The sequence below is a fragment of the Pseudomonas promysalinigenes genome, assembly GCF_014269025.2.
Lineage (GTDB): Bacteria > Pseudomonadota > Gammaproteobacteria > Pseudomonadales > Pseudomonadaceae > Aquipseudomonas > Aquipseudomonas promysalinigenes.
In genome coordinates, this window is the sequence record NZ_CP077094.1 from 2,970,866 (window position 1) to 2,996,679 (window position 25,814).

At 54.5% G+C, this 25,814-nt stretch carries 19 protein-coding genes and 2 pseudogenes; 14 read left to right on the top strand and 7 right to left on the bottom strand.

Annotation, left to right across the window (positions count from 1 at the left end):
• Positions 1-205 precede the first annotated feature (205 nt).
• The 3 genes from HU725_RS13570 (at position 206) to feaR (ending at position 3,428) form a co-directional block, all read left to right on the top strand.
• Entirely contained in the window at positions 206-1,504 is a 1,299-nt protein-coding gene (locus HU725_RS13570) for an NAD(P)/FAD-dependent oxidoreductase (RefSeq protein WP_186478135.1), read from the top strand.
• A gap of 29 nt (positions 1,505-1,533) precedes the next feature.
• The gene (locus tag HU725_RS13575) at positions 1,534-1,899 is read left to right on the top strand and encodes a cupin domain-containing protein (protein WP_186478134.1); all 366 of its coding nucleotides are present in this window, start codon (positions 1,534-1,536) and stop codon (positions 1,897-1,899) included.
• Between the two features lie 551 nt (positions 1,900-2,450).
• The gene (gene feaR, locus HU725_RS13580) at positions 2,451-3,428 is read left to right on the top strand and encodes a transcriptional regulator FeaR (RefSeq protein ID WP_186478133.1); all 978 of its coding nucleotides are present in this window, start codon (positions 2,451-2,453) and stop codon (positions 3,426-3,428) included.
• Between the two features lie 66 nt (positions 3,429-3,494).
• On the opposite strand, the gene HU725_RS13585 is transcribed toward feaR, so the two are convergent.
• The 3 genes from HU725_RS13585 to HU725_RS13595 all read right to left on the bottom strand — a co-directional run bounded on the left by HU725_RS13585 (position 3,495) and on the right by HU725_RS13595 (position 6,955).
• The gene (locus HU725_RS13585) at positions 3,495-4,190 is read right to left on the bottom strand and encodes a hypothetical protein (protein WP_186478132.1); all 696 of its coding nucleotides are present in this window, start codon (positions 4,188-4,190) and stop codon (positions 3,495-3,497) included.
• Positions 4,191-4,570: 380 nt separating this feature from the next.
• Positions 4,571-6,010 (bottom strand): APC family permease, encoded by a 1,440-nt coding sequence (locus tag HU725_RS13590; RefSeq protein ID WP_186478131.1) that lies wholly within the window; start codon positions 6,008-6,010, stop codon positions 4,571-4,573.
• A gap of 126 nt (positions 6,011-6,136) precedes the next feature.
• Positions 6,137-6,955, bottom strand: a complete 819-nt coding sequence (locus HU725_RS13595) for a MoaF C-terminal domain-containing protein (RefSeq protein ID WP_186478130.1) — start codon at positions 6,953-6,955, stop codon at positions 6,137-6,139.
• Positions 6,956-7,273: 318 nt separating this feature from the next.
• Between HU725_RS13595 and HU725_RS13600 the strand changes: the two genes are divergently transcribed.
• From HU725_RS13600 to HU725_RS13615, 5 genes and pseudogenes are all read left to right on the top strand, one after another.
• A complete protein-coding gene (locus HU725_RS13600) occupies positions 7,274-8,617 on the top strand; it encodes an alginate export family protein (RefSeq protein WP_437180298.1) in 1,344 nt (447 codons plus the stop codon).
• A 378-nt stretch (positions 8,618-8,995) separates the two neighbouring features.
• Positions 8,996-10,003 (top strand): annotated as a pseudogene (locus tag HU725_RS23185) (methyl-accepting chemotaxis protein); the annotation flags it as partial.
• 333 nt (positions 10,004-10,336) lie between these two features.
• Positions 10,337-10,861 (top strand): annotated as a pseudogene (locus tag HU725_RS23190) (methyl-accepting chemotaxis protein); the annotation flags it as partial.
• Between the two features lie 151 nt (positions 10,862-11,012).
• Positions 11,013-12,500, top strand: coding sequence for an aldehyde dehydrogenase family protein (locus HU725_RS13610; protein WP_186478128.1), 1,488 nt, complete (start codon positions 11,013-11,015; stop codon positions 12,498-12,500).
• A 262-nt stretch (positions 12,501-12,762) separates the two neighbouring features.
• A complete protein-coding gene (locus tag HU725_RS13615) occupies positions 12,763-14,064 on the top strand; it encodes an NAD(P)/FAD-dependent oxidoreductase (RefSeq protein WP_186478127.1) in 1,302 nt (433 codons plus the stop codon).
• A 60-nt stretch (positions 14,065-14,124) separates the two neighbouring features.
• Here HU725_RS13615 and HU725_RS13620 read toward each other — a convergent pair whose 3' ends face one another.
• The 4 genes from HU725_RS13620 to glnT form a co-directional block, all read right to left on the bottom strand.
• Entirely contained in the window at positions 14,125-15,450 is a 1,326-nt protein-coding gene (locus tag HU725_RS13620; protein WP_186478126.1) for an FMN-binding glutamate synthase family protein, read from the bottom strand.
• Between the two features lie 15 nt (positions 15,451-15,465).
• Entirely contained in the window at positions 15,466-16,140 is a 675-nt protein-coding gene (locus tag HU725_RS13625) for a GltB/FmdC/FwdC-like GXGXG domain-containing protein (RefSeq protein ID WP_174369520.1), read from the bottom strand.
• 26 nt (positions 16,141-16,166) lie between these two features.
• Positions 16,167-17,072: a class II glutamine amidotransferase gene (locus tag HU725_RS13630; RefSeq protein ID WP_186478125.1), complete on the bottom strand. Its 906-nt coding sequence runs from the start codon at positions 17,070-17,072 to the stop codon at positions 16,167-16,169.
• A gap of 72 nt (positions 17,073-17,144) precedes the next feature.
• Positions 17,145-18,479, bottom strand: a complete 1,335-nt coding sequence (glnT, locus tag HU725_RS13635) for a type III glutamate--ammonia ligase (protein ID WP_186478124.1) — start codon at positions 18,477-18,479, stop codon at positions 17,145-17,147.
• A gap of 330 nt (positions 18,480-18,809) precedes the next feature.
• Here glnT and HU725_RS13640 point away from each other — a divergent pair, with 330 nt between their 5' ends.
• The 6 genes from HU725_RS13640 to HU725_RS13665 all read left to right on the top strand — a co-directional run bounded on the left by HU725_RS13640 (position 18,810) and on the right by HU725_RS13665 (position 25,812).
• Positions 18,810-19,415, top strand: coding sequence for a cupin domain-containing protein (locus HU725_RS13640; protein ID WP_186478123.1), 606 nt, complete (start codon positions 18,810-18,812; stop codon positions 19,413-19,415).
• 200 nt (positions 19,416-19,615) lie between these two features.
• The gene (gene purU, locus HU725_RS13645) at positions 19,616-20,482 is read left to right on the top strand and encodes a formyltetrahydrofolate deformylase (protein WP_186478122.1); all 867 of its coding nucleotides are present in this window, start codon (positions 19,616-19,618) and stop codon (positions 20,480-20,482) included.
• Positions 20,479-21,381, top strand: a complete 903-nt coding sequence (gene folD, locus HU725_RS13650) for a bifunctional methylenetetrahydrofolate dehydrogenase/methenyltetrahydrofolate cyclohydrolase FolD (RefSeq protein WP_186478121.1) — start codon at positions 20,479-20,481, stop codon at positions 21,379-21,381. Before purU ends, folD begins: the two co-directional genes overlap by 4 nt.
• Complete coding sequence (locus HU725_RS13655; RefSeq protein ID WP_186478120.1) at positions 21,363-22,604, top strand: FAD-dependent oxidoreductase; 1,242 nt, start codon at positions 21,363-21,365, stop codon at positions 22,602-22,604. Before folD ends, HU725_RS13655 begins: the two co-directional genes overlap by 19 nt.
• A gap of 11 nt (positions 22,605-22,615) precedes the next feature.
• Positions 22,616-22,918, top strand: a complete 303-nt coding sequence (locus tag HU725_RS13660) for a sarcosine oxidase subunit delta (RefSeq protein WP_186478119.1) — start codon at positions 22,616-22,618, stop codon at positions 22,916-22,918.
• Positions 22,915-25,812 carry a 2Fe-2S iron-sulfur cluster-binding protein gene (locus tag HU725_RS13665; protein ID WP_186478118.1) on the top strand — a complete coding sequence of 966 codons (2,898 nt, stop codon included), beginning with the start codon at positions 22,915-22,917 and terminating at the stop codon, positions 25,810-25,812. Before HU725_RS13660 ends, HU725_RS13665 begins: the two co-directional genes overlap by 4 nt.
• The last annotated feature ends 2 nt before the right edge of the window (positions 25,813-25,814 follow it).

The window sequence follows — 25,814 nt, forward strand, 5'->3', positions numbered from 1 at the left end:
GACCCTTTCACAACCTCTAACGATTCCGTGAGGCCCTGGGAGGCCCAATCGACTGATTTTGTGAAGCGCACGAGATTTCGTGGCACGCAAAATCAAGTGAATGGCATTCTGGATCAAGCACCCAACCGGTCGGTAGGCGCTTAATTCACGGCAGCACACAGCTGCGCAGCTCACTCCTTGAATAAATCCAAATAGCGGACGAGCCATGATCTCCATCGAAACACCCACTTACTACTCAGCCACAAAGAAATACGACCTGAGCTATCCGACTCTTGAGCACGATATCGAGGCAGATGTCGTGGTGATCGGAGGTGGTTTTTCAGGGATCAATACTGCCTTAGAGCTTTCTGAGCAGGGCATCACGAACATCGTCGTATTAGAGGCCCGATACCTAGGTTTCGGTGGTACGGGCCGTAACGGCGGGCAGATCATGGCTGGTATCGGCCATGATCTGGAAAAGATAAAAAGCAGCGTTGGAGACGAGGGGGTGCGCGAGATTTTCGAAATCAGCGAGCTTGGCGCGGGCATCATTAAAGATCGCATCGCCCGATATGAGATCGATGCCGACTTCTGTAACGGCTACGGCTACATGGGCTTCAACGCCCGCCAGGCAAAAACGCTTCGAACCTGGGAGAAAGATTTCAAGGCCATTAATCAGAAGGATGAAATCCGCTTCCTCTCCGGTAATGAGGTTCAGCAAATCATAGGCTCTGACGCCTACTCAAGCGCCCTTCTTCACATGGGCGGCGGACATGTCCACTCGTTGAATCTCCTACTCGGCGAAGCCAAGGCGCTCACAAGCTACGGGGCCAGAATCTTTGAGCACAGCCCCGCACTGGAGGTGATCTATGGCGATAGGATCAGGGTTCGTACAGGACGCGGCTCTGTCACCGCGAGCAAGCTGCTTTGGGCTTGTGACAGCTTCCTCAACAAACTAGAGCCAGAGTTGCACGCCAAGACCATCAATACGTACGCATTCCAGTTAATGACTGAGCCGCTCCCAGACGAACTGATCCAACGCATCAGCCCGATCCGCGGTGCGTACAGTGACATTCGCCCAGTGATCGACTACTACCGTGTTACGCGGGAAAACCGACTGCTGTTTGGTGCGGCGACGCCGTTCATGGAGCGGATTCCGGGGGATTTGAAGGCCTGGAATCGCAACCTGATGCTCAAAATTTTCCCTTATCTGAAAGATGTGCGAATCGACCTAGCATGGGGTGGCCCAATGGCCACCAGCGCCAACCTTTTCCCTCAGATAGGTACGCTTAGCGGCCGCCCAAACGCATTCTATGTGCAGGGTTACTCAGGTTTTGGCGTCACCCCCAGCCACATAGTCTGCAAAATTCTTGCTGAAGGGATGAATGCAGGCTCGTCCCGATACGGCCTACTCAGCTCTATAAAACATTCACAGATCGTAGGCAAGGATCGTATCCGACCTTTGCTGCTCACCATAGGCAAAACCGCTCACCAGATATCCGGCTTCTTCAACGGCCGTCGCTGAAATTCGTAGCCTAAATAGGAATGATCGTTATGACTCTCACCGCTGTACAAAAGAACGTAGATATCTCCGAGCTGGCGCCTTGGGGCACCGTTGCTGATCTCGGCTCCGTCATCTTAGAAGGTGAAGCCAAGGCATTTGGCAAGATGACCCACGGGGAGCCGACTGATGCCGTCAGCAGCGCCTATTTCGGGCTAACCCGCGGCAAATTCAGGATGACCTACCCTTTCAACGAGCATGCAGTTGTAGTCACAGGGTCAGTGCAGCTTACTGACGAGTCTACTGGCAAGGTAACTCGCTTCGATGTTGGCGACACTTGGTTCGTTCAAAAGGGCACACCGGTTCTTTGGGAGGTCCTTACCGATACCTTCGTGAAGCACTATCTCGCTGTCGCCTAAGCTTCCCATCTGCGCAACCGGCCAGCGAGGTCGGTTGCGTTTGTGAGCTGAGAGCCATCCGCTGACACCTCAGCGTCATCTCGCGATGATCACTCCTTAGCCTCCTCCCCACCACATAGTCGTTTTGCATCTGCGCTCGCGTTCCGCAGGAAAGATGAGTTACGACAACTTCCTCGGTCCTCACGAGCCAGAACAGTCATTTCGGCCGCCTGACCATTAGTGGCCCATGCCTCCGCCTCTAGCTTGAACATCTATGGAGGCACGCGTGACTGTAATTCTCAGGCTGGTTCATTTCAGCTCACTCAGAAGGCGGAATGGGCTAGACCACATGCCATCATGATGGTTAACATGTTACTGAAGAACCCCATTTTGGGCTCCCTGGGTAACTGGAGTTCTCAGGAAGGGCGAAGAGGACCTCCGCCTCTTCACGGTTTTATGACAAAAGCCAAAGAATTCAGTGGCTTGCCCTTATGGAAAAGCGGTGGCCTATAAATTGCACACCAGCAGATGCCGGCCTTAGTCGCCCATCTGAACACAAGAACAGGTGCACCATGAATCAACACTCGACTCTCAATGATCGCTTGCAAGGGGCTATCGGTTACCAACTGTGGGAGTCGACACTAGCTGAGCAGTGCGGGGCCTTTCATCCTGAGCCACCCCGCCACGACGGTATCGAGAGCTTCGAAGGTGCTATCCTCCCGGCGCACATGACAGTGCCCGGCTATGCAGGCGCGAAGATCGGCACCAACTGCCCCCACATTCATCGTAATGTGAGGGATATCAAGCGCGATGGACACGATTTCTTTTACATCGTGCATCAAGTAGCCGGTAATGCCACTATGGATCATTGTGGGACCCAAAGCATTCTCAACCCAGGTGATTTGGTTTTACTGGATAGCTCACGACCAAGCGACTTTTATTTTTCAGGAATGTCGGAACAAATATCGATTTTGATACCCAGGCACAAAATCGAACATATCGCTAGCTCAAAAATCTCTCTCAACCAGAAAATACCCTCAACGTCCCGGGCAGGCGCAGTCGCCGGCTTCATCATGAATCAGTTTTTTAATGAAGCAGTTGAATCTGAAGATTTTGATGCTGTAATGGATGCCTTGTTGAATCTTATTCGCCCAAGTCTGACCTCTTCCGAGGATAAGTCTTGCAGCTATAATGAAAAGCTCCTGAAATCTCATTTTGAAAGGGCTCAACGATGCATTGAGGCCCAGCTTGCTAACTTTGAACTGACGCCGGAGATGATCGCATCTGAACTGGGCACATCGAAGCGCACGCTTCATCGTATCTTTGCCCAACATGGACTCTCAATTAGCAAATATATCTTGGACAGAAGACTAGACAAGTGTGCTTCTGAATTTGAGTCAGCCAATGATATTCAGAAAATTTCAGCTGTTGCCTTCGCCTGGGGATTTAACGACGTCAGCCACTTCTCTAGAGCCTTCAAATCAAGATTTGGAGTATCTCCACGAGGCTTTAGGAGCAAGGGGCAGTTCCAAGAAATCTCTACAAACTAAGATTTTTCCTGGATTGACGACGTTACCTCTAGGGGGCTGATACCCCCTAGAATCCAGTAACAAAATTCAATTAGGCCGCACCATCTTTGGCATGCGGTAACGCTGCTTGGCTGCACTCCAGCGTCTATACGAAAATTCGACATCTGTACATGCAGCGATTTTCTTTATCGACTGTATAATTTTTCTATGATCTCGAATACCCACCCTGGAGATCATGTGATACAAAAGACTCCAACCAATCAACGCATCATCCCAATTAACATGCTCCCCCAAGATGGAAAAAATATATGCTGGGATTTTTGCACTAGGATTTTCATCAAGAAATCTTACAGCATGATTTGAAACGGAATTTCCCCCAGACCCACACGCAGAAATAGAAATAGCCAACTGCCCCTCGTATGCCGAGTTCATGAGAAGGGGAGTCAAATCCTGAAGCAATTCACCCCATTTCACCTCATCCCCTCCAATAGCTACACAGCCTGTGTTGCCATGGGATGAAATGTGTAAAAAAAGAGGGATGTTACCTTCAAAAATATCATGATTTGAATCTGACGAAGCAAGGAATTTAATTACATCTTTAAATTCCATTCTTGATTTCACCACAAATGAAATGGCTTCATGCCCCATGAGCTTGCAAGTTGCCTCCAGCGCCCTCGCCTCGGACCGCCCCGCAAATAGATCAATAGGATTAGGACTTTCAATTATTGCGACCCTTATCTTCGGCAAAACATTCTCCCCCTGAAAACCATGCAGCCAAGTCAAAAATCAAAACATATCTGCGTATCGCCCTTTCGATAGCTTGGGAGATAATTAGACCCATAGAACTTGAAATTCTCTATGCCGAACGGCAAAAGCTCATCATGGTCGTGCGCGGCGAGACATTATACATTCTAGTAAATGGCCCCGCGCAAATGATCGCCGCGATCTCCGGACGCAGAGGTCTGATTCTAGCTCAGTCTTGACCTGGCTAGTCACGGGCTATGACGTTACTGTCATCAAATTAGATACAAGGCTTGAGCTGAGAAATGACTTTGCATCAGAAAGCTCAAATGCGCGCATAAAAAAGACCGGCATTCTTTCGAATGCCGGTCAAGCTGAGGTACCAAAGGTGAGTGGCCTCAGAAGATATGAACTGTATCGACCTACACCTCGTTCAGGACACGACCGAGGTTGGCGTAGATCTGCGGATTGCGCCACTTGTGCCAGCCGGCCAAGCACATACCGGCAATCGCTACCAGGAGCATCCCGACAGGAATCAGCGAGTTGAAGATCGACTCACCACCAGTGAGCAACGACATGTTGTTGATGATCAAGACCACACCGTAAGCAAGGGCTAGCGCACTCACCGCAGGGGCAATCAAGCGCTTCCAAATGCTGACCCCCATCGAGTCCTTGCGGAAGTAGCGAATAACCGCGATCGAAGCCAGACATTGCACGGCCAGGATTCCGATCGTTGCCGGAGCGCTACCCAATGGGAGTACCTGGGTAATCGGATCGGCACCCGCAGCACCGAAAATGACCAGAAGGGTCAGGCAAATGACGGTCTGGAGCGTACTAGCAACATACGGGGTCTGATGCTTCTTATGGGTCACGGCCAGTATGCTAGGCAGGATCCGCTCACGTCCCATCGAGAAGAGGTAACGGGATAGCGAATTGTGGAAGCTGAGCAACACTGCAAACAGGCTAGTGATCAGCAAAATGTTGATGGCATCAGCGAGTGCAACGCCAACCAGTTTGGTCGACAACTGGAACCACACTCCACCTGGATCCTGCGTGATCGTATCGATGGCGACCGATGGACCGATTGCAACCAGCAACAGCCAAGAAGACACTGCATAGAAGAGCATGATCAAAATCAGAGCAGTAAAGGTTGCCCGCGGTAGGGTCTTGGCAGGGTCGCGAGCTTCTTCTGCATAAATCGCAGTTGTCTCAAAGCCCATGAACGCACCACCGACGAATACCAGTGCGGCACCCAGTCCGGTAGCAAAGACATTTGTCGGCTCAAAGGAAACCATACTGAAGCCTTCAGGCCCACCACCGTGCCCAACAACTGCGATGTCAAATATTACAATGACAACCAGCTCCGCGAGCATCAACAAGGCAAGGAATCGCCCATTGAACTCGACATTACGGGTACCAAACAGTTGAACCAGGATTGCATAGCCTATGCTTGCGACCCACCACTCAAGATTGATGCCTAAACGATGGAACGCCTCAGAGGTGAAGAACCCGATAAGACCATAGCACGCGATCTGCATGCCAGCATAAGCAACGATGGCCAAAAACGCAGAAGCAGCTCCCATCGGACGGCCGAGCCCGGTGGCAACATAAGCATAGAACGCGCCTGCGTTCCGGATGTGTCGCCCCATAGCGACAAAACCGACCGCAAAGAGCAGATAAACTGCGCCCACCACTAGGAAAACTCCGGGCAGGCCAACACCATTCCCCATTAAAATGGCTGTAGGAACAACCCCGATTAGGCCGGTCAATGGCCCATTTGTAGCGAGAACAAAGAATACGATGTTCCACATCCCTAGCGCGTTTTTCCGCAATGCTCCAGCTGGAGTAGAGGTCTGCTCCATGATTACGCCCTCGTAAACGTGAAATTGTAATTGTCGTTTAAGGCGCCAAAGGCCTGAGATTGAACCCCTCTATGCATGCAAGGGGTATCACAGGGATCCGGACTTGGCACTACTAATAGAGAGTGATCACTCTTCGAACGATTTCGGATAATGCGTTTCGTTGAGCAAGGTTGCTTTGGAACCGAAAGTCATGTGCAGCAATTGCGCAGGCTTGGGGTCCCAGCAGAAGAAGCGCCCTATTGACCGCATCTGCTTGAGATCGACAACGACGACTGATTCAACCGGCATCACGGTTTCGGTCCAGAAAAGCACATATAGATCATCAGCCACGTCGTAGTAAGCGCACTTCTCGACGTCTGCGATGCCCTTCTCGGCACCGTTAACGCAATTCCAGGCCATCGTTTCTGCGCTGAAGTAAACGTGCTCATACCAATCATCTTCGCTGTAGCGGTAGAGGACGCGCTTCCCTGCCAGGCTGGACGATTTTCTGATGGGTGAGCCACCAGGCATGCCATCGACGACCGCCGCAGCAAAGCCAGTCTGAGTGCGTTTTTCACCAGCCTGCTCATGGAAGGAGGAAACGGCAGCGAGGATATCGCCGGTCTCGACTTTCCAGATCAGGGTTGCAGATTCCTGGTGAGCAGGCTTAAGAAATTCTACAAAAAGGATGCCCGGCCGGACCTCAATAGCTTCGTAGATTTCAGTGGCACTGAGGCCAGTCCCTTCGCCTTCCAGGATTTTCCAGCTCAGAGCGGTAGCGCTTTCGAATCGGTGCTCGATCAGCCATCCATTTTCGAAACGAATGTTCACCGTTTTCCCAGAGAGAAAGTCAGTGCTTACGTATTTGTGCCCTTCGAAGCCTTCGGCCATCTCTCCGAGCGTTGGCCAATCCGCAGTCGGGATGTACGCCTGGGCCTTCATTTCTTCTTCAATCTGGTAGGTCACAGATGTTTCCTCGTTACGATTTCGGCTGTGCCGAGACGCCTCCATCATAGGAACGCAATTCCGGACATGTCTTGGCTATCAGTGCCAAGTGTTGCCTCAGGGTGTCAACCTCATCACCGCTCGGCGCATGCGCGAGGTGGCGACTCTCAAGTACACAAGGCTAACCATCAAGCAAGTGAAATTTTGGCACTGTGAGGCTAGTGCTTGACTCCTACGGTCAAGATGGACGCGTATTTTCAGAGATAGCCTTCGGTCAACACACGAGGAGTTGTGTCTCGCTCTCGAAGAACTCTAATAAATGCAGCAGAGGTAGCGTTGATGAAACTTGTACACCGCAGTAAATTGTCGTTGCGTATTGCATTAGCGTGTGCGGCACCCGCCCTGTCAATAATCTCATCAACAGCGCAAAGCCTACCGCTGTATAGCGACGACGCGACAACGATCGACGCAAAGCTCGCTGCATCGTTTGGTATATTCACTAGCCGGGAAAGTTATGCGCAAAACCCCGAACAAACAAAGGGGTCTGTCTCTTGGCAAGAAGCTGTTTTCCAATATGGCCTCGATATCAAACACAAAACCGAAAATCTTGGTAGCACGTACGCAGCGTTGAACTGGGTTTCTAGCGCCACATTTGGAGATGGTGACGCAGCTGGTTGGTCTGTCGGAGATGAGCGGACTACCAAAATTGAAGACGCCTACGCAGGATGGAAGTCGGGGAATCTAGCCCCTATGCTGGGCGAGGATGGCATTGAGGTCTCCTTTGGGCGGCAGAATATCGTGGTTGGTGATGGCTTCATTGTCTCGGGTGATGCTCTCGATTTCGGTAAAGGCTTATTGGACGGTCGCCTGAATCGCGGGGGAGCCTACTACCTGACCGGGCGCAAAAATTTCGACGAAACGGCAGTACTACGCCTAGGCGGCTCACAGGGCCTACGCGGGGATCTGATGTGGCTCAAATCAGATAACAGGGCGCAAGCTTCACCAGAGACTGTCGTTGCCACTCTCGAAAACGTAACAGAGAAAGGCACCGTTGGCTTGACCGCGCTGAAGGTAGTGGACACCGATAAGGAGTTCGCCGATATCCTCTATCCCGAACGCAAGGATATGAAGATTTACAGCGTGCGCGCTAAAGGGGATGCGGGTGTTCCAGGGCTGTTCTTGGCCGGTGAGTATGCAAAGGAGCATAAAACCACGACGGATGAGAACGCCTGGTACCTTGAAGCAGGCTGGACCTTCAACGACGTACAATTCACTCCCAAGGTCAACTACCGCTACAGCCGCTTCTCTGAAGCCTACGACCCGCTGTTCTATGGTAACGGCCGAGAGCTGGGCACCTGGTTCCAAGGCGAAGTTGCAGGCAACTACGCCGGCCCGTTCAACTCCAACTCGACGATCCAGCAGGTCGGGTTGAAGCTTGCGCTGACCCCAACCTTCAACGCAGGCGCCCTTCTCTACAAGTTCGATACCATCAACAAAGATGTCTTGGACCTCTCTGGTAAAGAGCTGGATATCTATGGCGAATGGACTGTTAACGAACACCTGCTCGTATTGCCGCTTGTTGGCTTCTACAAGCCGGATAACAGTGCCGAAAATGGTGGAAGCCAGCTCGGTAGCGATCGAACCAACGTCTACGCCCAACTACTGTTCGTTACCAATTTCTGATCCTAGAAGCGCGCCGAGGCAAGGCGCGCTTTCCTCTAGCAGCCCCGCATTTCGACGATCAAAGGTCACCATCAGCGGGGCTGCCCATCGTGAGATAGCCCCTTTATGCTTAGCTCGATGTCCATTCGCCTGAAAATTGTGCTCCTATCAGGCCTCTGTCTTCTGGTCATGATGAGCCTCACCGCGGGCATGAACATCTACCAGAACAGCAGTAGCAATCGTCTGATCAGTATTGAGAGTCGGAAGATGCTCACCAAGAGCGCAGAGGCTCAGCTACAGGCTCAAGCTGCTGAGCAAGCACTTGAGTTGCAGAGAACCTTTCACTCAAGCTTGCAACTGATGCAGTCCCTGGTGGATCAGGCTAATGACCTACGATCAATGGCTGAAAGCCGTGGATTGAGCGCCAGTGTTCTCCGCGAAGAGCTGGATCGGCAGCTTAGAACGGCCTTCGATCACAACCCAGACGTAGTCGGCATATGGCTCGCTTACGAACCCAATGCTCTCGATGGCAAAGACCGCGACTTCATTGGTGACGCGGAGCGCGCCTCCAACGAGTCAGGTCGATTCGGTAGGGTTTTCAACCGCGGCAATGGTCAGTCAGTGAAATTGATTTTCACAGAGAGCGACCTCAGCAAGACTGACCTAAGCCTCAGCGGCGCCCCGTACAATAGCTGGTATACGTGCCCCCGGGACTCCCAAGCCGCGTGCCTAATGGATCCATACTCCGATACGGTTGCCGGTAAGCGTTTGCTCATGACAACCCTTTCAATGCCAGTGATCTTTCAAGGCAAGGTTCTGGGTGTAATCGGTGTAGACATTGCTCTTGACACAATCCAGGCGACTATCAACAAGGCACAAAGCGAGATTTTTGATGGGGCCGGCCGCATAGTTGTCACCTCCACGAGCGGTGTAATTGCTGGATTCAGCTCAGACCAGAGCAAGGTAGGCGAGCCTATAAACGAGGTATTGGGCACAGACAGCCGTACTGTGCTGGAGGGTTTGGCGCAGCAGGACACACAGATAACCTCTGAGCACGGCACAATCCGCGCGATTCATCCGGTACAGCCCTTCCCAGGAGGCAAGAATTGGGGGGTCACTATCGAACTACCCCAGCAGGTGCTGCTTGCCGATTCCGACAGGCTTCAAGAATTGCTAGATCAGGTCCAAATCGAAGGCGTGTCTAAAACGGTACTGGTTGCAGTAATCACTGCGGCTCTCGGCCTACTTCTGATCTGGCTTACCGCTACTGGCGTCACGCGGCCGATTAACAACGTGGCAGCCATGCTCAAAGATATTGCCAGTGGCGACGGTGACCTGACCCAGCGACTGGCCTATAGCAAGAAAGACGAACTGGGCAACCTGGTTGGATGGTTCAACCGCTTTCTTGAAAAACTTCAGCCCACTATTGCCAACATCAAGCAGAGCATCACTGATGCTCGTGGCACTGCCGACCAGTCCGCCGAAATCGCTCGTCAAACCAGTTCAGGCATGCAGGTCCAGTTCCGCGAGGTGGATCAGGTTGCCACCGCAGCCAACGAGATGAGCGCCACAGCTCATGATGTTGCGAATAGCGCATCTAACGCAGCACAAGCAGCGATCGCTGCTGATGCGGCCGCTAAAGACGGAATCACCATCATCGATCGCAGCACCCGAGATATCAGTGCATTAGCGGCCGAAGTGAGTAAGGCGGTAGTCGAGGTCGAGGCCTTGGCATTGAGCAGCAATGAGATCGGTTCTGTGCTGGAGGTGATCCGCAGTATTGCTGAGCAGACAAACCTTCTAGCGTTGAACGCTGCAATCGAGGCAGCACGCGCAGGTGAAAGCGGAAGAGGTTTCGCGGTGGTCGCGGACGAGGTCCGTAGCTTGGCACGGCGAACTCAAGACTCTGTCGAGGAAATCCGCGGCGTAATTGAGCGTATACAGGGCGCCACCCGTGGCGTTGTTGCAACCATGCACTCCAGTCAAGTCCAGGCACAGACGAATGCCTCGCAAATCCAAGAGGCAGCCCAAGCGCTGGCGAAGATAGGTGAGGCCATCACGCTTATCGGCGACATGAATCTTCAAATCGCAAGCGCCGCCGAGGAACAGAGCGCGGTAGCGGAAGAGGTGAATCGCAATGTGTCTGCGATACGTACCGTGACTGAAACGCTGACCGAACAAGCTAATGAGTCGGCTCACATTAGCAGCCAGCTCAACTCGCTCGCGAGTCATCAAAAGCAGCTCATGGACCAATTCAAGGTCTGATTCAGCAGGTGTCAAAGCTAACATTGGCACCGTAAGTCATGCTCCTGACAGCCTCAGTCAAGATAGATGAGGCTGCCCAGAGTACCGTCAAGGATTATTCCGCCAGCTTTACGGCTACTGCCGTTCTGCCTCATTGATGGAGCCTGCCCGAATGAGCGATGTCACCCTTCTGCCTAGCGTTAACAGTTTCCTTGCACGTGACCATGGTCACTACATCAATGGCGGTTACTCCCCCAGCTCCACGTCCGCAAAAATAAAGGTCATCAACCCTGCTAACAGCGAAGCTATTGCACAAGTAAGCGAAGGTAGTCAGGCTGATGTCGACCAGGCGGTTTTGAGTGCTCAAGCAGGTTTCAAGATCTGGTCGAAAACCAGTCCAGCAGCGAGGGCAGCTGTGCTGTTCAAGCTTGCAGATCTTTTAGAGCAAAACCGAGAAGAGTTGGCTCAGCTTGAGACAGTACAATCTGGCAAGATCATCCAGATTTCGCGGGCATTCGAGGTCGACCAAGCAGCTCATTTCCTTCGCTACTACGCAGGATGGGCGACTAAGATCAACGGTGAAACCATCACGCCTTCCCTGCCCTCCTTTGCCGGCGAGCGTTACACCGCCTTCACTTTGCGTGAACCTGTGGGCGTTGTCGTTGGGATTGTGCCGTGGAACTTCTCCACCATGATCGCTATATGGAAGCTTGCATCCGCTCTAACCACAGGTTGCAGCATCATCATCAAGCCTAGTGAATTCACTCCTCTCACAATCCTGCGCATCGCTGAGCTGGCAACACAGGCCGGTCTGCCAGCTGGTGCCCTCAACGTAGTGACAGGCAGCGGCCTGTCCGGGAAGGCTCTCATTGACCACCCCGGCACAAACAAGGTGTCGTTCACTGGCTCGGTCCCAACAGGTATTGCGGTAGGCAAGAGCGCAATGGAAGCCAAGCTGACACGCGCCACCTTAGAGTTGGGCGGCAAGAACTCCGTCGGGTTCCTGCGTGATGTGGATCTCGACAAGGCCGCAGATGGCATTATCGAGGCTGGCTTCCTGCACTCCGGCCAGATTTGCGCTGCGGCTGAACGCTTCTTCGCGCATCGCTCTCAGATCGAATCACTTATGGAAAAACTGGCACAACGTCTGGCGACCCTAAAGATTGGTTCCCCCCTGGATGAGTCGACCCAATTCGGCCCCGTTACCAACAAGCAGCATCAGCAAAAGCTTGAGGCGTTCTTCAAAACCGCCCGGAACGAAAGCAACACCATCGTGTTCGGTGGCAACGCTATTGACGGCCCAGGTTGCTATGTAGAGCCGACCATCATCCTTGCGAACTCGGCCAAAGACACCTTGCTGAATGAAGAAACCTTCGGCCCCATCGCTACGTTCCTTCCTTACGACACCGAGGAGGAACTGCTTCACCTGATGAACGACACTCCGTACGGTTTGAGCGCGAGCATTTGGACCAATGATCTCTCCAAGGCGTTGCGCTTGGTGCCAGAGATCGAGGCGGGAACGGTTTGGGTAAATATGCATACCATGCTGGATCCGGCAGTGCCGTTTGGCGGAGTCAAGGCTTCGGGCATCGGCCGTGAGTTTGGTGCTGCGTTCATTGATGACTACACCGAGCTGAAGTCCGTGATGATTCGCTACTGATACTCAGTATGTGACACCAGACCCCGGCCTTGGCCGGGGTCTTTTTTTGAGCGTGCAGCGGGCGCGAAAACGCGGAAAATACGACCTTGGCGCCCTCAGACAACACCTTGCGCTTTGAATCATGTCCTCTACGTGAGCTGGAGCGTTAAATATTGGCGCACATGGACCAAGGGCCGGCATGGTCCATCATTCCAAAAATAGACTCACCGACGAGCCCAGCTAGTTATGCCTGCCCGCTTCCGTCGGTAGAAAGGTGCTCCCCATGCTATCTGTCGAAACGCCTACTACTTACTACACCGCGACTCGAAAATACGATCCGAAATACCCCGATTTGGAGCATGATATTGACACAGAGGTTGTCATCATCGGCGGCGGATTTTCAGGAGTTAACACCGCTCTGGAGCTTGCAGAGCGCGGCGTGAAGGACATCGTACTCTTAGAGTCACGCTATCTTGGGTTTGGAGGGTCCGGCCGCAACGGAGGGCATGTAATGGCAGGTATAGGCCATGACCTAGAAAAAATTCGCAAAAGCGTGGGAGAGCAAGGGCTACAGGCAGTCTTTGAAATCAGCGATCTTGGCTCATCAATCATACAGTCACGTATCGCGAAGTACGGTATAGACGCAGATTTTCAACACGGCTACGGGTACATGGGGTTCAACAAACGCCAGGCCAAGCTGCTTCAGTCCTGGGAAAAGGAATTCAAACAACTCAGTCCTGATCAAGAGATCGAATACCTTGAGGGCTCTGCGGTAAAGTCAATCATAGGCTCGGACTACTACAGCTGCGCCCTTAAGCATATGGGAAATGGCCACATTCATTCCCTCAACATGTTATTGGGATCAGCCAAAGCCTTGGCCGATTTAGGCGGTCGGATTTTTGAGAATACGCCTGCTCTAGAGGTTACGTATGGGGACACAATCAAGGTCAGAACGGCAAAAGGGCTGGTGCGTGCCAAAAAGATTCTATGGTCCTGCGGAGCGTTCCTGGACCGACTGGAGCCATTTCTCCATAAACGGACGATCAATACGTACGCATACCAGCTTGTCACTGAACCCCTGCCCTCCAAACTGATCAGCCAGATAAGCCCTATCAGGGGCGCCTTCAGCGATATCCGCCCGGTGATTGACTACTACCGAGTCACTAAAGAGAACCGGTTGCTTTTTGGCTCTGCAACCAAAGCACTTGAGTACATCCCGAACGACCTGAAAGCCTGGAACCGTGGCCTGATGCTGAATGTGTTCCCTTACCTGAAGGATGTGAAGATCGACCTCGCTTGGGGTGGGCCAATGGAGTGCACTGCAAATCTCTTCCCGCAAATCGGGACCATCCCTGGTCACCCGAATGCTTTCTTCGTCCAGGGCTACTCAGGGTTTGGAGTCACTCCAAGCCATGTCGTCAGCCAAGTGGTAGCAGAAGGGATGCTCGGAGGCTCTCGCCACTGGGATGTGATGAGTTCGATCAAGCCGACTCAGGTGTTAGGGAAAGAAAACTGGCGAAACCTAATCTGCTCACTGGGGAAGATAAGTCACCAGCTGGTTGGATACACCAACGGCCGCCGCTGACTCGATAGACAACCCCAACAATAAAAACCGCCAGCTATCAGGCCGGCGGTTTTTAATGGATCAGTACTTGACCTGTCCGGGTACCCAGTTCGTTCCCGCCAAGGGGACGCGAGCCATTGCGGCCGACTCAACTGTGAGCGCAACCAGGTCCTCAGGATCGAGGTTGTGCAAGTGCGATTTGCCACAAGCGCGGGCCATAGTTTGCGCCTCCAGCACCAACACTCGCAGGTAGTTGGCCAGGCGGCGCCCCGCCTCTTCTGGATTCAGGCGCTTGGCCAGCTCAGGATCCTGAGTGGTGATGCCGGCAGGGTCGCGGCCGTTCTGCCAGTCGTCGTAGAAGCCAGCTGCCGAGCCGATTTCCTTCAATTGCGCATCCAGCCGCGGGTGGTTGTCCCCCAGCGCGATCAACGCGGCGGTACCAATCGCCACGGCATCGGCGCCCAAGGCCATTGCCTTGGCCACGTCTGCGCCGTTGCGGATGCCACCAGAAACGATCAGTTGCACCTTGCGATGCATGCCCATCTCCTGCAACGCCTGCACCGCTTGGGGAATGGCCGGCAGGATTGGGATACCCACGTGCTCGATGAACACTTCCTGAGTAGCGGCAGTGCCACCCTGCATGCCGTCGAGCACGATCACGTCGGCACCGGCCTTCACCGCCAACTTGACGTCGTAATAGGGACGACTGGCGCCGATCTTCACGTAGATAGGTTTTTCCCAGTCGGTGATCTCGCGGATCTCGGCAATCTTGATCGCCAGGTCGTCCGGGCCGGTCCAGTCCGGGTGGCGGCAGGCGCTGCGCTGGTCGACGCCAATCGGCAAAGTGCGCATGCCGGCTACCCGCTCGGTCACCTTCATGCCCAGCAACATGCCACCACCGCCCGGCTTGGCGCCCTGCCCGAGGACGATCTCGATGGCGTCGGCCTTGCGCAGGTCGTCGGGGTTCATGCCGTAGCGCGATGGCAGGTACTGGTACACCAGGTGCTGCGACTGGCCGCGCTCTTCCGGGGTCATGCCGCCGTCGCCGGTGGTGGTGCTGGTGCCGGCAATGGTCGCGCCACGGCCCAGGGCTTCCTTGGCGTTGGCCGACAGCGCGCCGAAGCTCATGCCGGCGATTGTCACCGGGATTTTGAGGTGGATCGGCTTCTTGGCAAAGCGCGTGCCCAGCACCACATCGGTGCCGCACTTTTCGCGGTAGCCTTCCAGCGGGTAGCGCGACACGCTGGCTCCCAGCAGCAGCAGGTCGTCGAAATGCGGCACACGGCGCTTGGTGCCGCCACCGCGGATGTCGTAGATACCGGTTTCGGCGGCACGCTGGATTTCCTGGATGGTCAGCCGATCGAAGGTGGCCGACTCACGCAGTACCGGGGGGAATTGTTCGCTCATGGGAATGCTCCTGGATCAGTACGCGCTGGCGTTGTCGACTTTGAAGTTGTAAAGCTGGCGAGCCGAGCCGTAGCGTTTGAAATCGGCGGCCTTGTGGTCCAGGCCGGCGTCGTTCAGAAGCTCTTGCAACTCTTCCAAATGCTCGGCGCGCATTTCTTTCTCGATGCAATCCGAGCCCAGCGACTGCACCGAGCCCTTGACGTAGATACGTACTTCGTACAGCGAGTCGCCCAGCGCGTCGCCGGCATCGCCACACACCACCAGGCGTCCGGCCTGGCCCATGAAGCAGCTCATGTGGCCGATACTACCGCCGACCACGATATCCACGCCCTTCATCGAAATACCGCAACGCGCACCGGCATCGCCTTCGATCACTAGCAAACCACCGTGAGCAGTGGCGCCAGCAGCTTGGGAAGCACTGCCCTTCACCCGAACGATGCCGGACATCATGTTCTCAGCTACACCAACTCCAACGTTGCCATGCACAGTGATATTGGCCTGCTGGTTCATGCCGGCGCAGTAGTAGCCCGCGTGACCTTCGATATCGACGGTAACTGGTGCATTGATGCCCACGGCCAAGTTGTGTTTACCGTCGGGATGAGTCACTCGCCATTCCTGAGCCTGCACTTCACCATGCAGGCCCTGGTTGAGTTCGCGCACCGAGGCGCTGGAAAGGTCGATCGTCTTCATAAATATCTCCAGTGATTCGGTGGGGGTCAGGCGCTTTCGCGTTCCCAAACGTACAGAGTGGCCGGGGCCGGCTCCCAAACCTTGGCCTTTTCAATACCAGGCAGGCTTGCCAGCGCTTGATATTCCGAGGCCATGGCCACGTAGTCGTCGGTTTCAGCCAGCACTGCGGGCTTGCAGGCGATCGGATCGCGGATCACGGCGAAACCGTTGCGGGTGCCGATGGCAAAGGTGAAAAAGCCGTCCAAATCTTCCAGAGCACCATCCAGGGCCTGGGCCAGGGTATCGCCCTGCTGCAAACGCCAGGTCAGATAGCCAGCGGCTACTTCGGTATCGTTTTCGGTTTCAAAAGTGATGCCTTCGCGACGCAGTTCCTGGCGCAGGCGGAAGTGGTTGGACAGCGAGCCGTTGTGCACCAGGCACAGGTCAGCGCCGGTGGAGAACGGGTGGCTACCTTCCATGGTCACCGCGCTTTCGGTGGCCATGCGGGTATGGCCAATGATGTGGCTACCCTTCATGCCGGCCAGGCCGAAACGGCTGGAGATTTCCGCCGGCAGCCCCATGCCCTTGAGGATTTCGATGCTCTGTCCGGCGCTCATGATGCGCACGCTCGGGGCCAGCTCCGAAAGAGCCGCACGAACTACTGCCTCATCAGCTTTAATCTTCAGGACTACAGCGCTCGCATTCTGGAACCAGTCAAGCGGAGCACCGAGACGCCCCTCAAGTGTGCCAATCAGCTCTTTGAAATCGTACTCGTCAGTTGTCGCCTGAAGGGTCAACTTAACCCAGCCGTCAGAGACCTCATCCCCGTAGATTGCGAAACCCGCACTATCAGGACCACGGTCAGTCATCGCTTCGAGCATCGGCTCAAAAAGTTTACCGAGCTGCGATTCCAGCGCTGGATTCTTCAGGTAAAGACCCACAATTCCACACATATTTCAGACTCCAGGGCAAAAGGTACCCATACCCACTCAAGGGCACCTGATTGATGATCAAGACTTAACTGATTAGAAAAATTCGGTGTAGCGCTTCACTTCCCAATCGCTGACGTGACGGCTGTACTCAACCCATTCCATGCGTTTCAATTTGATGAACTCACCAACAATTTCCTTGCCGAGAACCTCGGCAAATAGCGGGTCGGCTTCCAGTGCATCACAGGCCTCTTTCAGCGATTGAGGAAGCGTGCGGATACCCTTTGCAGCAATAGCTTCCAGCCCAAGGCTGTAGAGGTTTTCATTACAGATCTGGTCGGGCATCAGCTCCCGCTCGATACCGTCCAAACCTGCTGCAATGATGGCCGCAGTAACCAGATATGGGTTGCAGCCTGCGTCAGGCAGGCGGAACTCCAATCGCCCATAGGGCACACGCACCATCGCCGATCGGTTATTGGCGCCGAACGCGATGAAAGCTGGCGCCCAAGTCGCACCGGAAAGTGAATTACCCACTACCAGTCGCTTATATGAGTTAACAGTTGGGGCCGCGAAGGCGCACAGTGCGGGGCCATGTGCGAGAAGTCCGGCGGCAAAGTGATAGGCCAGCTTTGAGAGCCCCATGCCATTAACGTCGGAATCGTCGTGGAACAGATTCTTGCTAATAGCGCTAGAGATCGAGAGATGGAAATGCATTCCATTGCCAGCACGCTTAGGATCTGGCTTGGGCATAAACGAGCAGATCATCCCCATATCGTTTGCAATCTCACCGGCAGCCATACGGAAGAAGGTGAACCGGTCAGCCGACTCCATCGCATCGCTGTAGGTGTAGTTGATCTCAAACTGACCGTTCGCGTCTTCGTGGTCAATCTGATAGATGTCAAAACCGACTGGTTGCAGCGCCTCAGTCAAACGCTCCAAGAATTCCCGAGAACGAGATAAGCCTTTGTAGTCATAGCAAGGCTTGTCGAGGGTATCGCTAGAATCGACTAGCTGAAGAACACCGTTGGCATCACGGCGCATCAGGTTGAATTCTGGCTCCAGCCCCGTGTTCAACGTCCAACCCTTAGCCTTCAAGCGCTCGACCTGTTGCTGCAATACGTATCGGCTGTCGTACGGCCACGGCTTACCGTTCACATGACCGATGCAGACCACCCGCCCATAGCCAGGCTGCCAAGGCACCGGGGTAAGTGTGGAAAGGTCACCACGAGCCATGAAATCTGGACCGTGAGGCTGCATCCCCATACCGCAAATCGCAAACCCCGCAAAACCGGCACCATCCTCGGCCACAGCCTTGAGACCGGTGATCGGTACAGATTTGGTTTTCGCAGCGCCGTGGATATCGACGAATTGAGCAAGCACGTACTTAATTCCGTGCTCCTCGATCAGACGCTGGGTTTCCGCTGGCAACATGGTTGAACTCCTGAATAGACACGCTTCATTGACTGGATGAGAGCAGCTGGGCTGAACCATTCGAGTGACCGAAGCGATCGCAGCGCCTTTGTAACCCACCCTCAAAATTCCCACAAGGAAAATTAATTTCCCTCCGAGAATGCAAGCCGTTTGCCAATTCCTGGTATTGAGGTCCATCGAAAGCTCAAAAAATCATTGCAGCCCGTGAATTTCGTGAAAAAAATATTCACAAAGGGAATATTTTTATGGTCTTGTGGAGGGGCCACGATTCGAGCGATCGCTCGCATTCGGTGCACGTTCAGAAGACACGCAACCAAAAAGAGCAAAAAAATGCCTAGAGCCGATGATCAAGAGCCCCGCTTAAAGCTGGAGCAATACCTAGGAATTCAGATCAGGAAGCAGCGACAGGCTCAAGATCTGAAGCTCGCCGACGTCGCGCGGATAGCCGGAATAAGTCAGGGAATGCTGAGCAAGATCGACAATGCTCAGGTATCCACCAGCTTGGACACCCTCTCTCGCCTCTGCGATGTACTAGGGATCCCAATGTCAAAGCTTTTTAGCCAGTACGACCAGCAAGGTGGTGGGGCACTGCTGGTGAAGGCTCATGAGGGCTTGGAGGTGGTTCGACGAGGAACGGACAAAGGGCATACCTATCATCTACTCAACCACGTCAGAGGGCCGAAACGCAGCTTCGAGGCATACATGGTGAGCATGGATGATGCGAGCGAAGAATTTCCAACCTTCTCCCATCCGGGCACCGAATTCCTTTTTCTGCTGGAGGGAGCGCTTACGTATCGCCATGGTGACCAGCTTTACGCAATGGAGGCTGGAGACAGCCTGACTTTCGAAGCCGATATACCCCATGGTCCAGAGCAGCTTGCCCAAGTACCAATTCGCCTCCTTTCCGTAGTGAATTACAGCTCCAACGACGACTGAGCCCGGCATCGGCTCGCCCCATACGCGGGGTGGGTCGCGCCAACAAAGATTTCCCAGGAGGAAATTTTTATTCCTATAAGGTGGACACACCCCTTCGCTTCCCTTATAAAGCACGCAAAAGAATAAAATATTCCTGACAGTCATTTTCCGTCTCAATTCTTTGGTGATGACCTGCCCGTCGCCCCTCCGGAGGAACCACCATGCAAGGCCAACCCAACGCTTTTGTCCTGAAAATAAGCTGCCCTGCCACCTCTGGCATCGTGGCCGCAGTGACGTCTTACCTCGCTGAAAACGGATGCTACATCGGAGAAATGGCGCAGTTTGACGATGAGACAAGCAGCAGGTTTTTCATGCGTGCAGTCTTTCGCTTCAACGCCGGCATCGACGGCAACATCGAAGCTTTGAAAAGTGGTTTCACCGACGTTGCCGAGAAGTTTGGCATGTCCTGGGAACTGTTCGATTCCAGCAAGCCAATGCGCGTTTTGCTCATGGTGAGTAAATTCGATCACTGCCTGAGCGATCTCCTCTACCGTCATGGCAAGGGCGAGATGGACATGGTGATTACGGCAGTAGTTTCAAATCACCTAGATCTTCGTCCTATGGCTGAGCGCCAAGGAATTCGGTTCATCCACCTGCCGGTCACCAAAGAGACCAAGGCGGCCCAGGAAGCTGAGCTGATGAAAATCGTCGATGAAACTCAGACTGATCTGGTGGTGCTTGCGCGTTACATGCAGATCCTTTCCGACGATCTCTGCAAGCAGCTTTCGGGCAGAGCAATCAACATTCACCACTCCTTCCTTCCCGGCTTCAAGGGCGCCAAACCCTACCACCAGGCTTACGAGCGTGGCGTGAAGTTGATCGGCGCAACCGCACACTATGTCACCAGTGATTTGGATGAGGGGCCGATCATTGAGCAAGAGGTTCAACGCGTCGACCACGCCTACAAACCAGAAGATCTAGTCACAGTCGGACGAGACACCGAAACCGTCGCCCTTTCCAAAGCGGTCAAGTACCACCTTGAACATCGCGTCTTCCAGAACAACGACCGCACGGTGATTTTCCGATGAATAGCCCGCTACTGATCGACGGCAAGGTTGCAGCCGCCGAAGTCCTCGCGCAGGTCAAAAATGACGTTGAGATCATGAAAGCCGGTGGCGTGCACCCTTGCCTCGCGGTGATTCTCGTTGGCGATGATCCAGCAAGTGAAGTCTATGTGCGTAACAAAGTGCTGCGCGCCGAAGAGTGTGGGATCACCTCTCTGGAGTACAAGGTGGGCTCTGACACCAGTCAAGCCCATGTTCTTCATATGATTGAGGTGCTCAATCAGGATGCTGCGGTGCACGGCATATTGGTGCAGCTCCCCCTACCTAAGCACATCGATGAATCTGTAGTCCTTCAAGCAATCAACCCGCAGAAGGACGTCGATGGATTCCATAGCGAGAACGTCGGCGGGCTCAGCCAAGGTCTTGATGTTCTGGCCCCCTGCACCCCAACTGGTTGCATGTACCTGCTGCACAAAACACTGGGTGATCTGAGCGGAAAGCACGCAGTTGTTATCGGGCGCTCCAACATTGTTGGCAAGCCGATGGCAGCCTTGCTCCTCAAAGCGAATTGCACAGTCACCATCCTGCACTCACGCAGCGAACGAGCTGAAACTATCTGCCGTCAAGCTGACATCGTTGTTGCAGCAGTTGGTCGCCCCTTGATGGTCGATGCTGACTGGCTTAAGCCAGGGGCAGTAGTCATCGACGTTGGCATCAATCGAATCAACGCTGGTGGCCGCAGCCGACTCGTGGGTGACGTTGATATGGAAAGCGCGTTGACAAAAGTATCAGCCATCACCCCTGTTCCTGGCGGCGTAGGCCCGATGACTATCGCATTCCTCATGCGAAACACACTCACCGCCGCGAAACAGCAAACTCAATCACGAGCTAAGTCGGAGGCATCATGCCTTTCAATCTCCTGAAGTATGGCCTGAGTGCCGACTATCCAGTTGAGGTCGATCTACCGCCTCCGTGTGAACTCAAGCCCCACTATGACGTGGTGATCATCGGTGGCGGCGGCCATGGCCTGGCCATCGCCTACTACCTGGCCAAATACCACGGCGTGACCAACGTCGCGGTACTGGAAAAGGCCTACCTGGGTGGCGGCAACACCGCGCGCAACACCGCGGTGATCCGCTCCAACTACTTGACATCCGAAGGCGTGCGCTTCTACGCCGAATCGGTGCGGATGTTCCAGAACCTGTCCAACGAGTTCGACTTCAACATCATGTACTCCGAGCGCGGCCAGCTGACCCTGGCGCACACCGACGCCACGGTGCGTGCCTTCCGTCAGCGCGCCGAGGTCAACAAGCACTTCGGCGGGCGCACCGAAATGATCGACCGCCAGCAGATCCGCGAGCTGGTACCAAGCCTGAACCTCGACCCCGGTCATCTGCCGGTGCTTGCAGGCTTGTGGCACATCGACGGCGCCACCGCACGCCACGACGCAGTGGCCTGGGGCTACGCCAAGCAGGCAGCCAAACGCGGTGTAGAAATCCATCAGCTCACCGAAGTGCAAGACCTGGTCATCCGTAATGGTCGCATCGAGGAGGTCAAGACAAACCGCGGCACCGTGCAGTGTGGCTGCGTGGTTCAGGCGGTGGCCGGAGCCAGCTCGCTGCTGATGGCCAAGGCTGGGATTCGCGCACCGATCCACACTTACCCGCTACAAGCCATGGTCACCCAGCCGTTCAAGCCATTCCTCGATCCGCTGGTCAGCTCCTCGGCGTTGCACTGCTACGTGCAGCAGACCAGCCGCGGCGAGATTGTATTTGGTGGCGGCTCCGATCCCTATCCGCTGTACAACACCCGCTCTACCCTGGATCTGAAGGAAAGCCTACTGGCACACGCCATCGAGATGTTCCCGTTCATGGCCAACGCCAAGCTGATGCGCCAGTGGGCCGGGATGACCGACATGACCCCGGACTACAGCCCGATCATGGGCCTGTCGCCGGTCGACAACTACTACCTGGACGCTGGCTGGGGCACCTGGGGCTTCAAGTCGACGCCGATCTGCGGCAAGACCATGGCCGAATTAGTCGCCAGCGGTGGCAAGGTGCCAGACTTGATCGCGCCGTTCGCCCTGGAGCGCTTCAGCCGCTTCCAGCAAGTCAACGAAATGGGCGCGACTGCGGCCAGCCACTAGGAGCAACGAAGATGAAGATCCTGACCTGCCCCTTGAACGGTCCGCGCAACATCAGCGAGTTCACCTATGGCGGTGAGTTCAAGACCATGCCTGACCCAGCCACTTGCAGCGACATCGAGTGGGCTGACTACGTATTCAACAGCGACAACCGTATTGGGGTTGTCACTGAATGGTGGTTGCACAACGCCTCTAGCTACTGGTTCCTGGCCGAACGCCATACCGCTACAGATGAGGTGATTCGTACGTTCGACCCCAAAGAAATGTTCGCAACCCGGGTTGACTTCACTAGCCCCGCCCAGGAGATCGCCAGATGAGCCGACTACTTCCCCCGATGGGCTTGCTGATCAATCGTGATCAGTCGATGACCTTCAGTTTTGATGGACGGAGTTATCAGGGTGTTGAGGGCGACACCATCGCTAGCGCCCTCCTCGCCAATGGGCAGTTTTTGTTATCTCGGTCATTCAAGTATCACCGGCCTCGCGCGCCACTTACCATGGCAGGCCAGGACGCCAATACTCTGGTACAGCTCCCTGAGGAGCCAAACGTGTTGGCTGATACGCAGCTGATCAGAAATGGTCTCACTGTGACGGGCCAGAATTTCAATGGCTCGCTGGAAGGTGACAAGGATGCCTACCTGGGCAAATTCTCCAGGTTCATGCCTGTCGGTTTCTACTATCGCTCCTTCTACAAGCCCAAGGGCATGTGGAAGGTGTGGGAGCCGCTGATCCGTAAGAAAGCTGGGTTGGGCGTACTGAATCTTAACTTCAAGCCCGAATATTATGATAAGGCTTATCTGTTCTCGGATCTTGCGGTCATAGGGGCTGGTCCTGCTGGCTTGCAAGCGGCATTGACCGCAGGTAACGCGGGCGCCAAGGTCGTCCTGATCGAGGAGCAACCTATCCTCGGCGGCTCGCTGACATACGCACGGTTTGATGTTGAAGGTGTTCGGGCCGATGCGCTTCGTCGCAAGCTGGTAGCGGCAGTCGAGGGCCACCCAAACATCACCATCCTCAAGCAGGCCACCTGCAATGGTTGGTTCACCGATAACTATCTGCCAGTGATCCAAGGCAAGCGCATGTACAAATTGCGCGCCACTCAATGCCTGGTCGCAAGCGGCTCCTTTGATCAGCCCGTCGTTTTTCGCAACAACGACCTGCCGGGCGTCATGTTGACCAGTGCCGCGCAACGCCTGATGAAGCTGTGGGCGGTAAAGCCGGGCAAAAGAGCGGTTGTGCTCACCGGCAACGACGATGGTTACTACGCTGCTCTGGATCTACATGAGCAAGGCGTGAAAGTGGCTGCTCTGCTCGATATGCGTCCAACCGCAGACGATCGTAGTCTGCCTCGGGTCTTGGGTGAACGAGGAATTCAGTGCCTCAGCAGCTCAACTATCTATGAGGCAATGCACAACAAGGGGATGAAGCACGTTACGGCAGTTGATGTACGTAAGATCACCGGGCAGGGCCAAGTTGAGCAAGCTGGCACAGTCATCCCCTGTGACCTCGTCTGTATGTCAGCCGGCTACATGCCTGTCTATCAGCTGTTGTGCCAAGCAGGAGCAAAGCTTGCCTACGACGATGAGTCGGCTGAGTTCAAAATCAGCGGGCTCCCAAAAATCGTGCGCATTGCTGGATCAGCTAACAGTCTGCATAACCTCGATAACGTCTTGGCGGATGCTACCAACGCGACTGTGGACGCACTCAAGGACTTGGGTTTTGAATCAGTCAAGAGCCAGAACCCTGTCTGCGAAGAGCCCAAGGTGAACTTCCCATGGCCCATCTTCCCTCACCCTAAGGGAAAGGACTTTGTCGATTTCGACGAGGACCTTCAGGTCCGAGACATCATCAATGCGACGAAAAGTGGTTATCGCGATGTACAGCTTGTTAAGAGATTCTCGACAGTTGGCATGGGCCCTTCGCAAGGCCGGCACTCTGCTTTGCCAACTGCACGGCTCGTAGCGGCATCAACGAACCGAAGCGTAAGCGAGACCGGAGTAACGACGGCACGCCCACCATTCTCGCCGGAGAAATTAGCCCACGTAGCTGGCAGGTCCTTCGATCCCTATCGTCACACGGCAATGCACAACCGCCATGTAGAGCTTGGTGCCAAGCTAATGCCGGCAGGAGCTTGGCAACGTCCTGCCTTCTACGGCAAATCGCATGAGCGGGAAAAGTGCATGCAGGCAGAAGCCCTACATGTACGTAACAAAGTCGGCATTATTGATGTTTCGACGCTGGGGGGCTTGGATGTTCGTGGTCCTGATGCGGCGGAGCTTCTCAACCGCATGTACACCTTCGCTTTCCTGAAGCAGCCAGTTGGGCGCTCCCGCTATGCCCTCATGACAAACGAACATGGCGTCGTGATCGATGACGGTGTCTGTGCTCGATTTGCGGACAACCACTTCTATGTGACCGCGACAACCAGTGGCGTAGACCGCATCTACCAACAGATGCTGAAGTGGAATGCTCAGTGGCGGTTGAATGTAGATATCGCCAACGTCACGGCCGCAATTGCCGCAGTGAACGTAGCTGGTCCTGAGTCTCGCAAGGTGCTTGCCAAGATTTGCAACGATGTGGACGTTTCGCCAGAAGGCTTCCCTTATCTCGGCGTCCGCCAGGGCACAGTAGCAGGTATTAAAGCGCGCCTGTTGCGCGTTGGTTTTGTAGGTGAACTCGGTTATGAGATTCACGTCCCTGCTCGCCATGCCCTGAAGCTCTGGGATGCCATTATGGAAGCGGGTCAAGAATTCGACATTCGTCCATTTGGTGTCGAAACCCAACGCTTGCTGCGTTTGGAAAAAGGCCATGTGATCATCAGCCAAGATACCGATGGCATGACTCATCCATCGGAAATCGACATGGGCTGGGCCGTCAGCCGTAACAAACCCTTCTTCGTCGGCCGACGCTCAGTGGACATCCTGGAAGCGCAGCCGATGACTCGGAAACTCGTGGGCTTTAGCTTGCCTAAGGGAAGTCCCAAACCGCTAGAAGGTCATTTGGTTCTCAAGGGAAATGACATCAGCGGCAATGTCACCTCCTGCGAATACTCCGAATCGTTAGGCAAGATAATCGGCTTGGCGTATGCAGGCTTCGATCAAAGCACCGTCGGCCAACAAATCCCGATCCGGGTCGAAGGTGGCGTGATGGTAAACGCAACGGTTGAAGCGCTCCCCTTCTTCGATCCTGACAACAAGCGACAGGAGCTATAATG

Bases quoted from the DNA above. Each gene is read 5' to 3' on its own strand.
- HU725_RS13575 (WP_186478134.1), top strand. From the start codon at position 1,534: ATGACTCTCACCGCTGTACAAAAGAACGTAGATATCTCCGAGCTGGCG.
- HU725_RS13665 (WP_186478118.1), top strand. From the start codon at position 22,915: ATGAGCCGACTACTTCCCCCGATGGGCTTGCTGATCAATCGTGATCAG.
- HU725_RS13600 (WP_437180298.1), top strand. From the start codon at position 7,274: ATGAAACTTGTACACCGCAGTAAATTGTCGTTGCGTATTGCATTAGCG.
- folD (WP_186478121.1), top strand. From the start codon at position 20,479: ATGAATAGCCCGCTACTGATCGACGGCAAGGTTGCAGCCGCCGAAGTC.
- HU725_RS13655 (WP_186478120.1), top strand. From the start codon at position 21,363: ATGCCTTTCAATCTCCTGAAGTATGGCCTGAGTGCCGACTATCCAGTT.
- glnT (WP_186478124.1), bottom strand. From the start codon at position 18,479: ATGTTGCCAGCGGAAACCCAGCGTCTGATCGAGGAGCACGGAATTAAG.
- HU725_RS13620 (WP_186478126.1), bottom strand. From the start codon at position 15,450: ATGAGCGAACAATTCCCCCCGGTACTGCGTGAGTCGGCCACCTTCGAT.
- HU725_RS13570 (WP_186478135.1), top strand. From the start codon at position 206: ATGATCTCCATCGAAACACCCACTTACTACTCAGCCACAAAGAAATAC.
- HU725_RS13590 (WP_186478131.1), bottom strand. From the start codon at position 6,010: ATGGAGCAGACCTCTACTCCAGCTGGAGCATTGCGGAAAAACGCGCTA.
- HU725_RS13610 (WP_186478128.1), top strand. From the start codon at position 11,013: ATGAGCGATGTCACCCTTCTGCCTAGCGTTAACAGTTTCCTTGCACGT.
- HU725_RS13615 (WP_186478127.1), top strand. From the start codon at position 12,763: ATGCTATCTGTCGAAACGCCTACTACTTACTACACCGCGACTCGAAAA.
- HU725_RS13630 (WP_186478125.1), bottom strand. From the start codon at position 17,072: ATGTGTGGAATTGTGGGTCTTTACCTGAAGAATCCAGCGCTGGAATCG.
- feaR (WP_186478133.1), top strand. From the start codon at position 2,451: ATGAATCAACACTCGACTCTCAATGATCGCTTGCAAGGGGCTATCGGT.
- HU725_RS13625 (WP_174369520.1), bottom strand. From the start codon at position 16,140: ATGAAGACGATCGACCTTTCCAGCGCCTCGGTGCGCGAACTCAACCAG.
- HU725_RS13660 (WP_186478119.1), top strand. From the start codon at position 22,616: ATGAAGATCCTGACCTGCCCCTTGAACGGTCCGCGCAACATCAGCGAG.
- purU (WP_186478122.1), top strand. From the start codon at position 19,616: ATGCAAGGCCAACCCAACGCTTTTGTCCTGAAAATAAGCTGCCCTGCC.
- HU725_RS13640 (WP_186478123.1), top strand. From the start codon at position 18,810: ATGCCTAGAGCCGATGATCAAGAGCCCCGCTTAAAGCTGGAGCAATAC.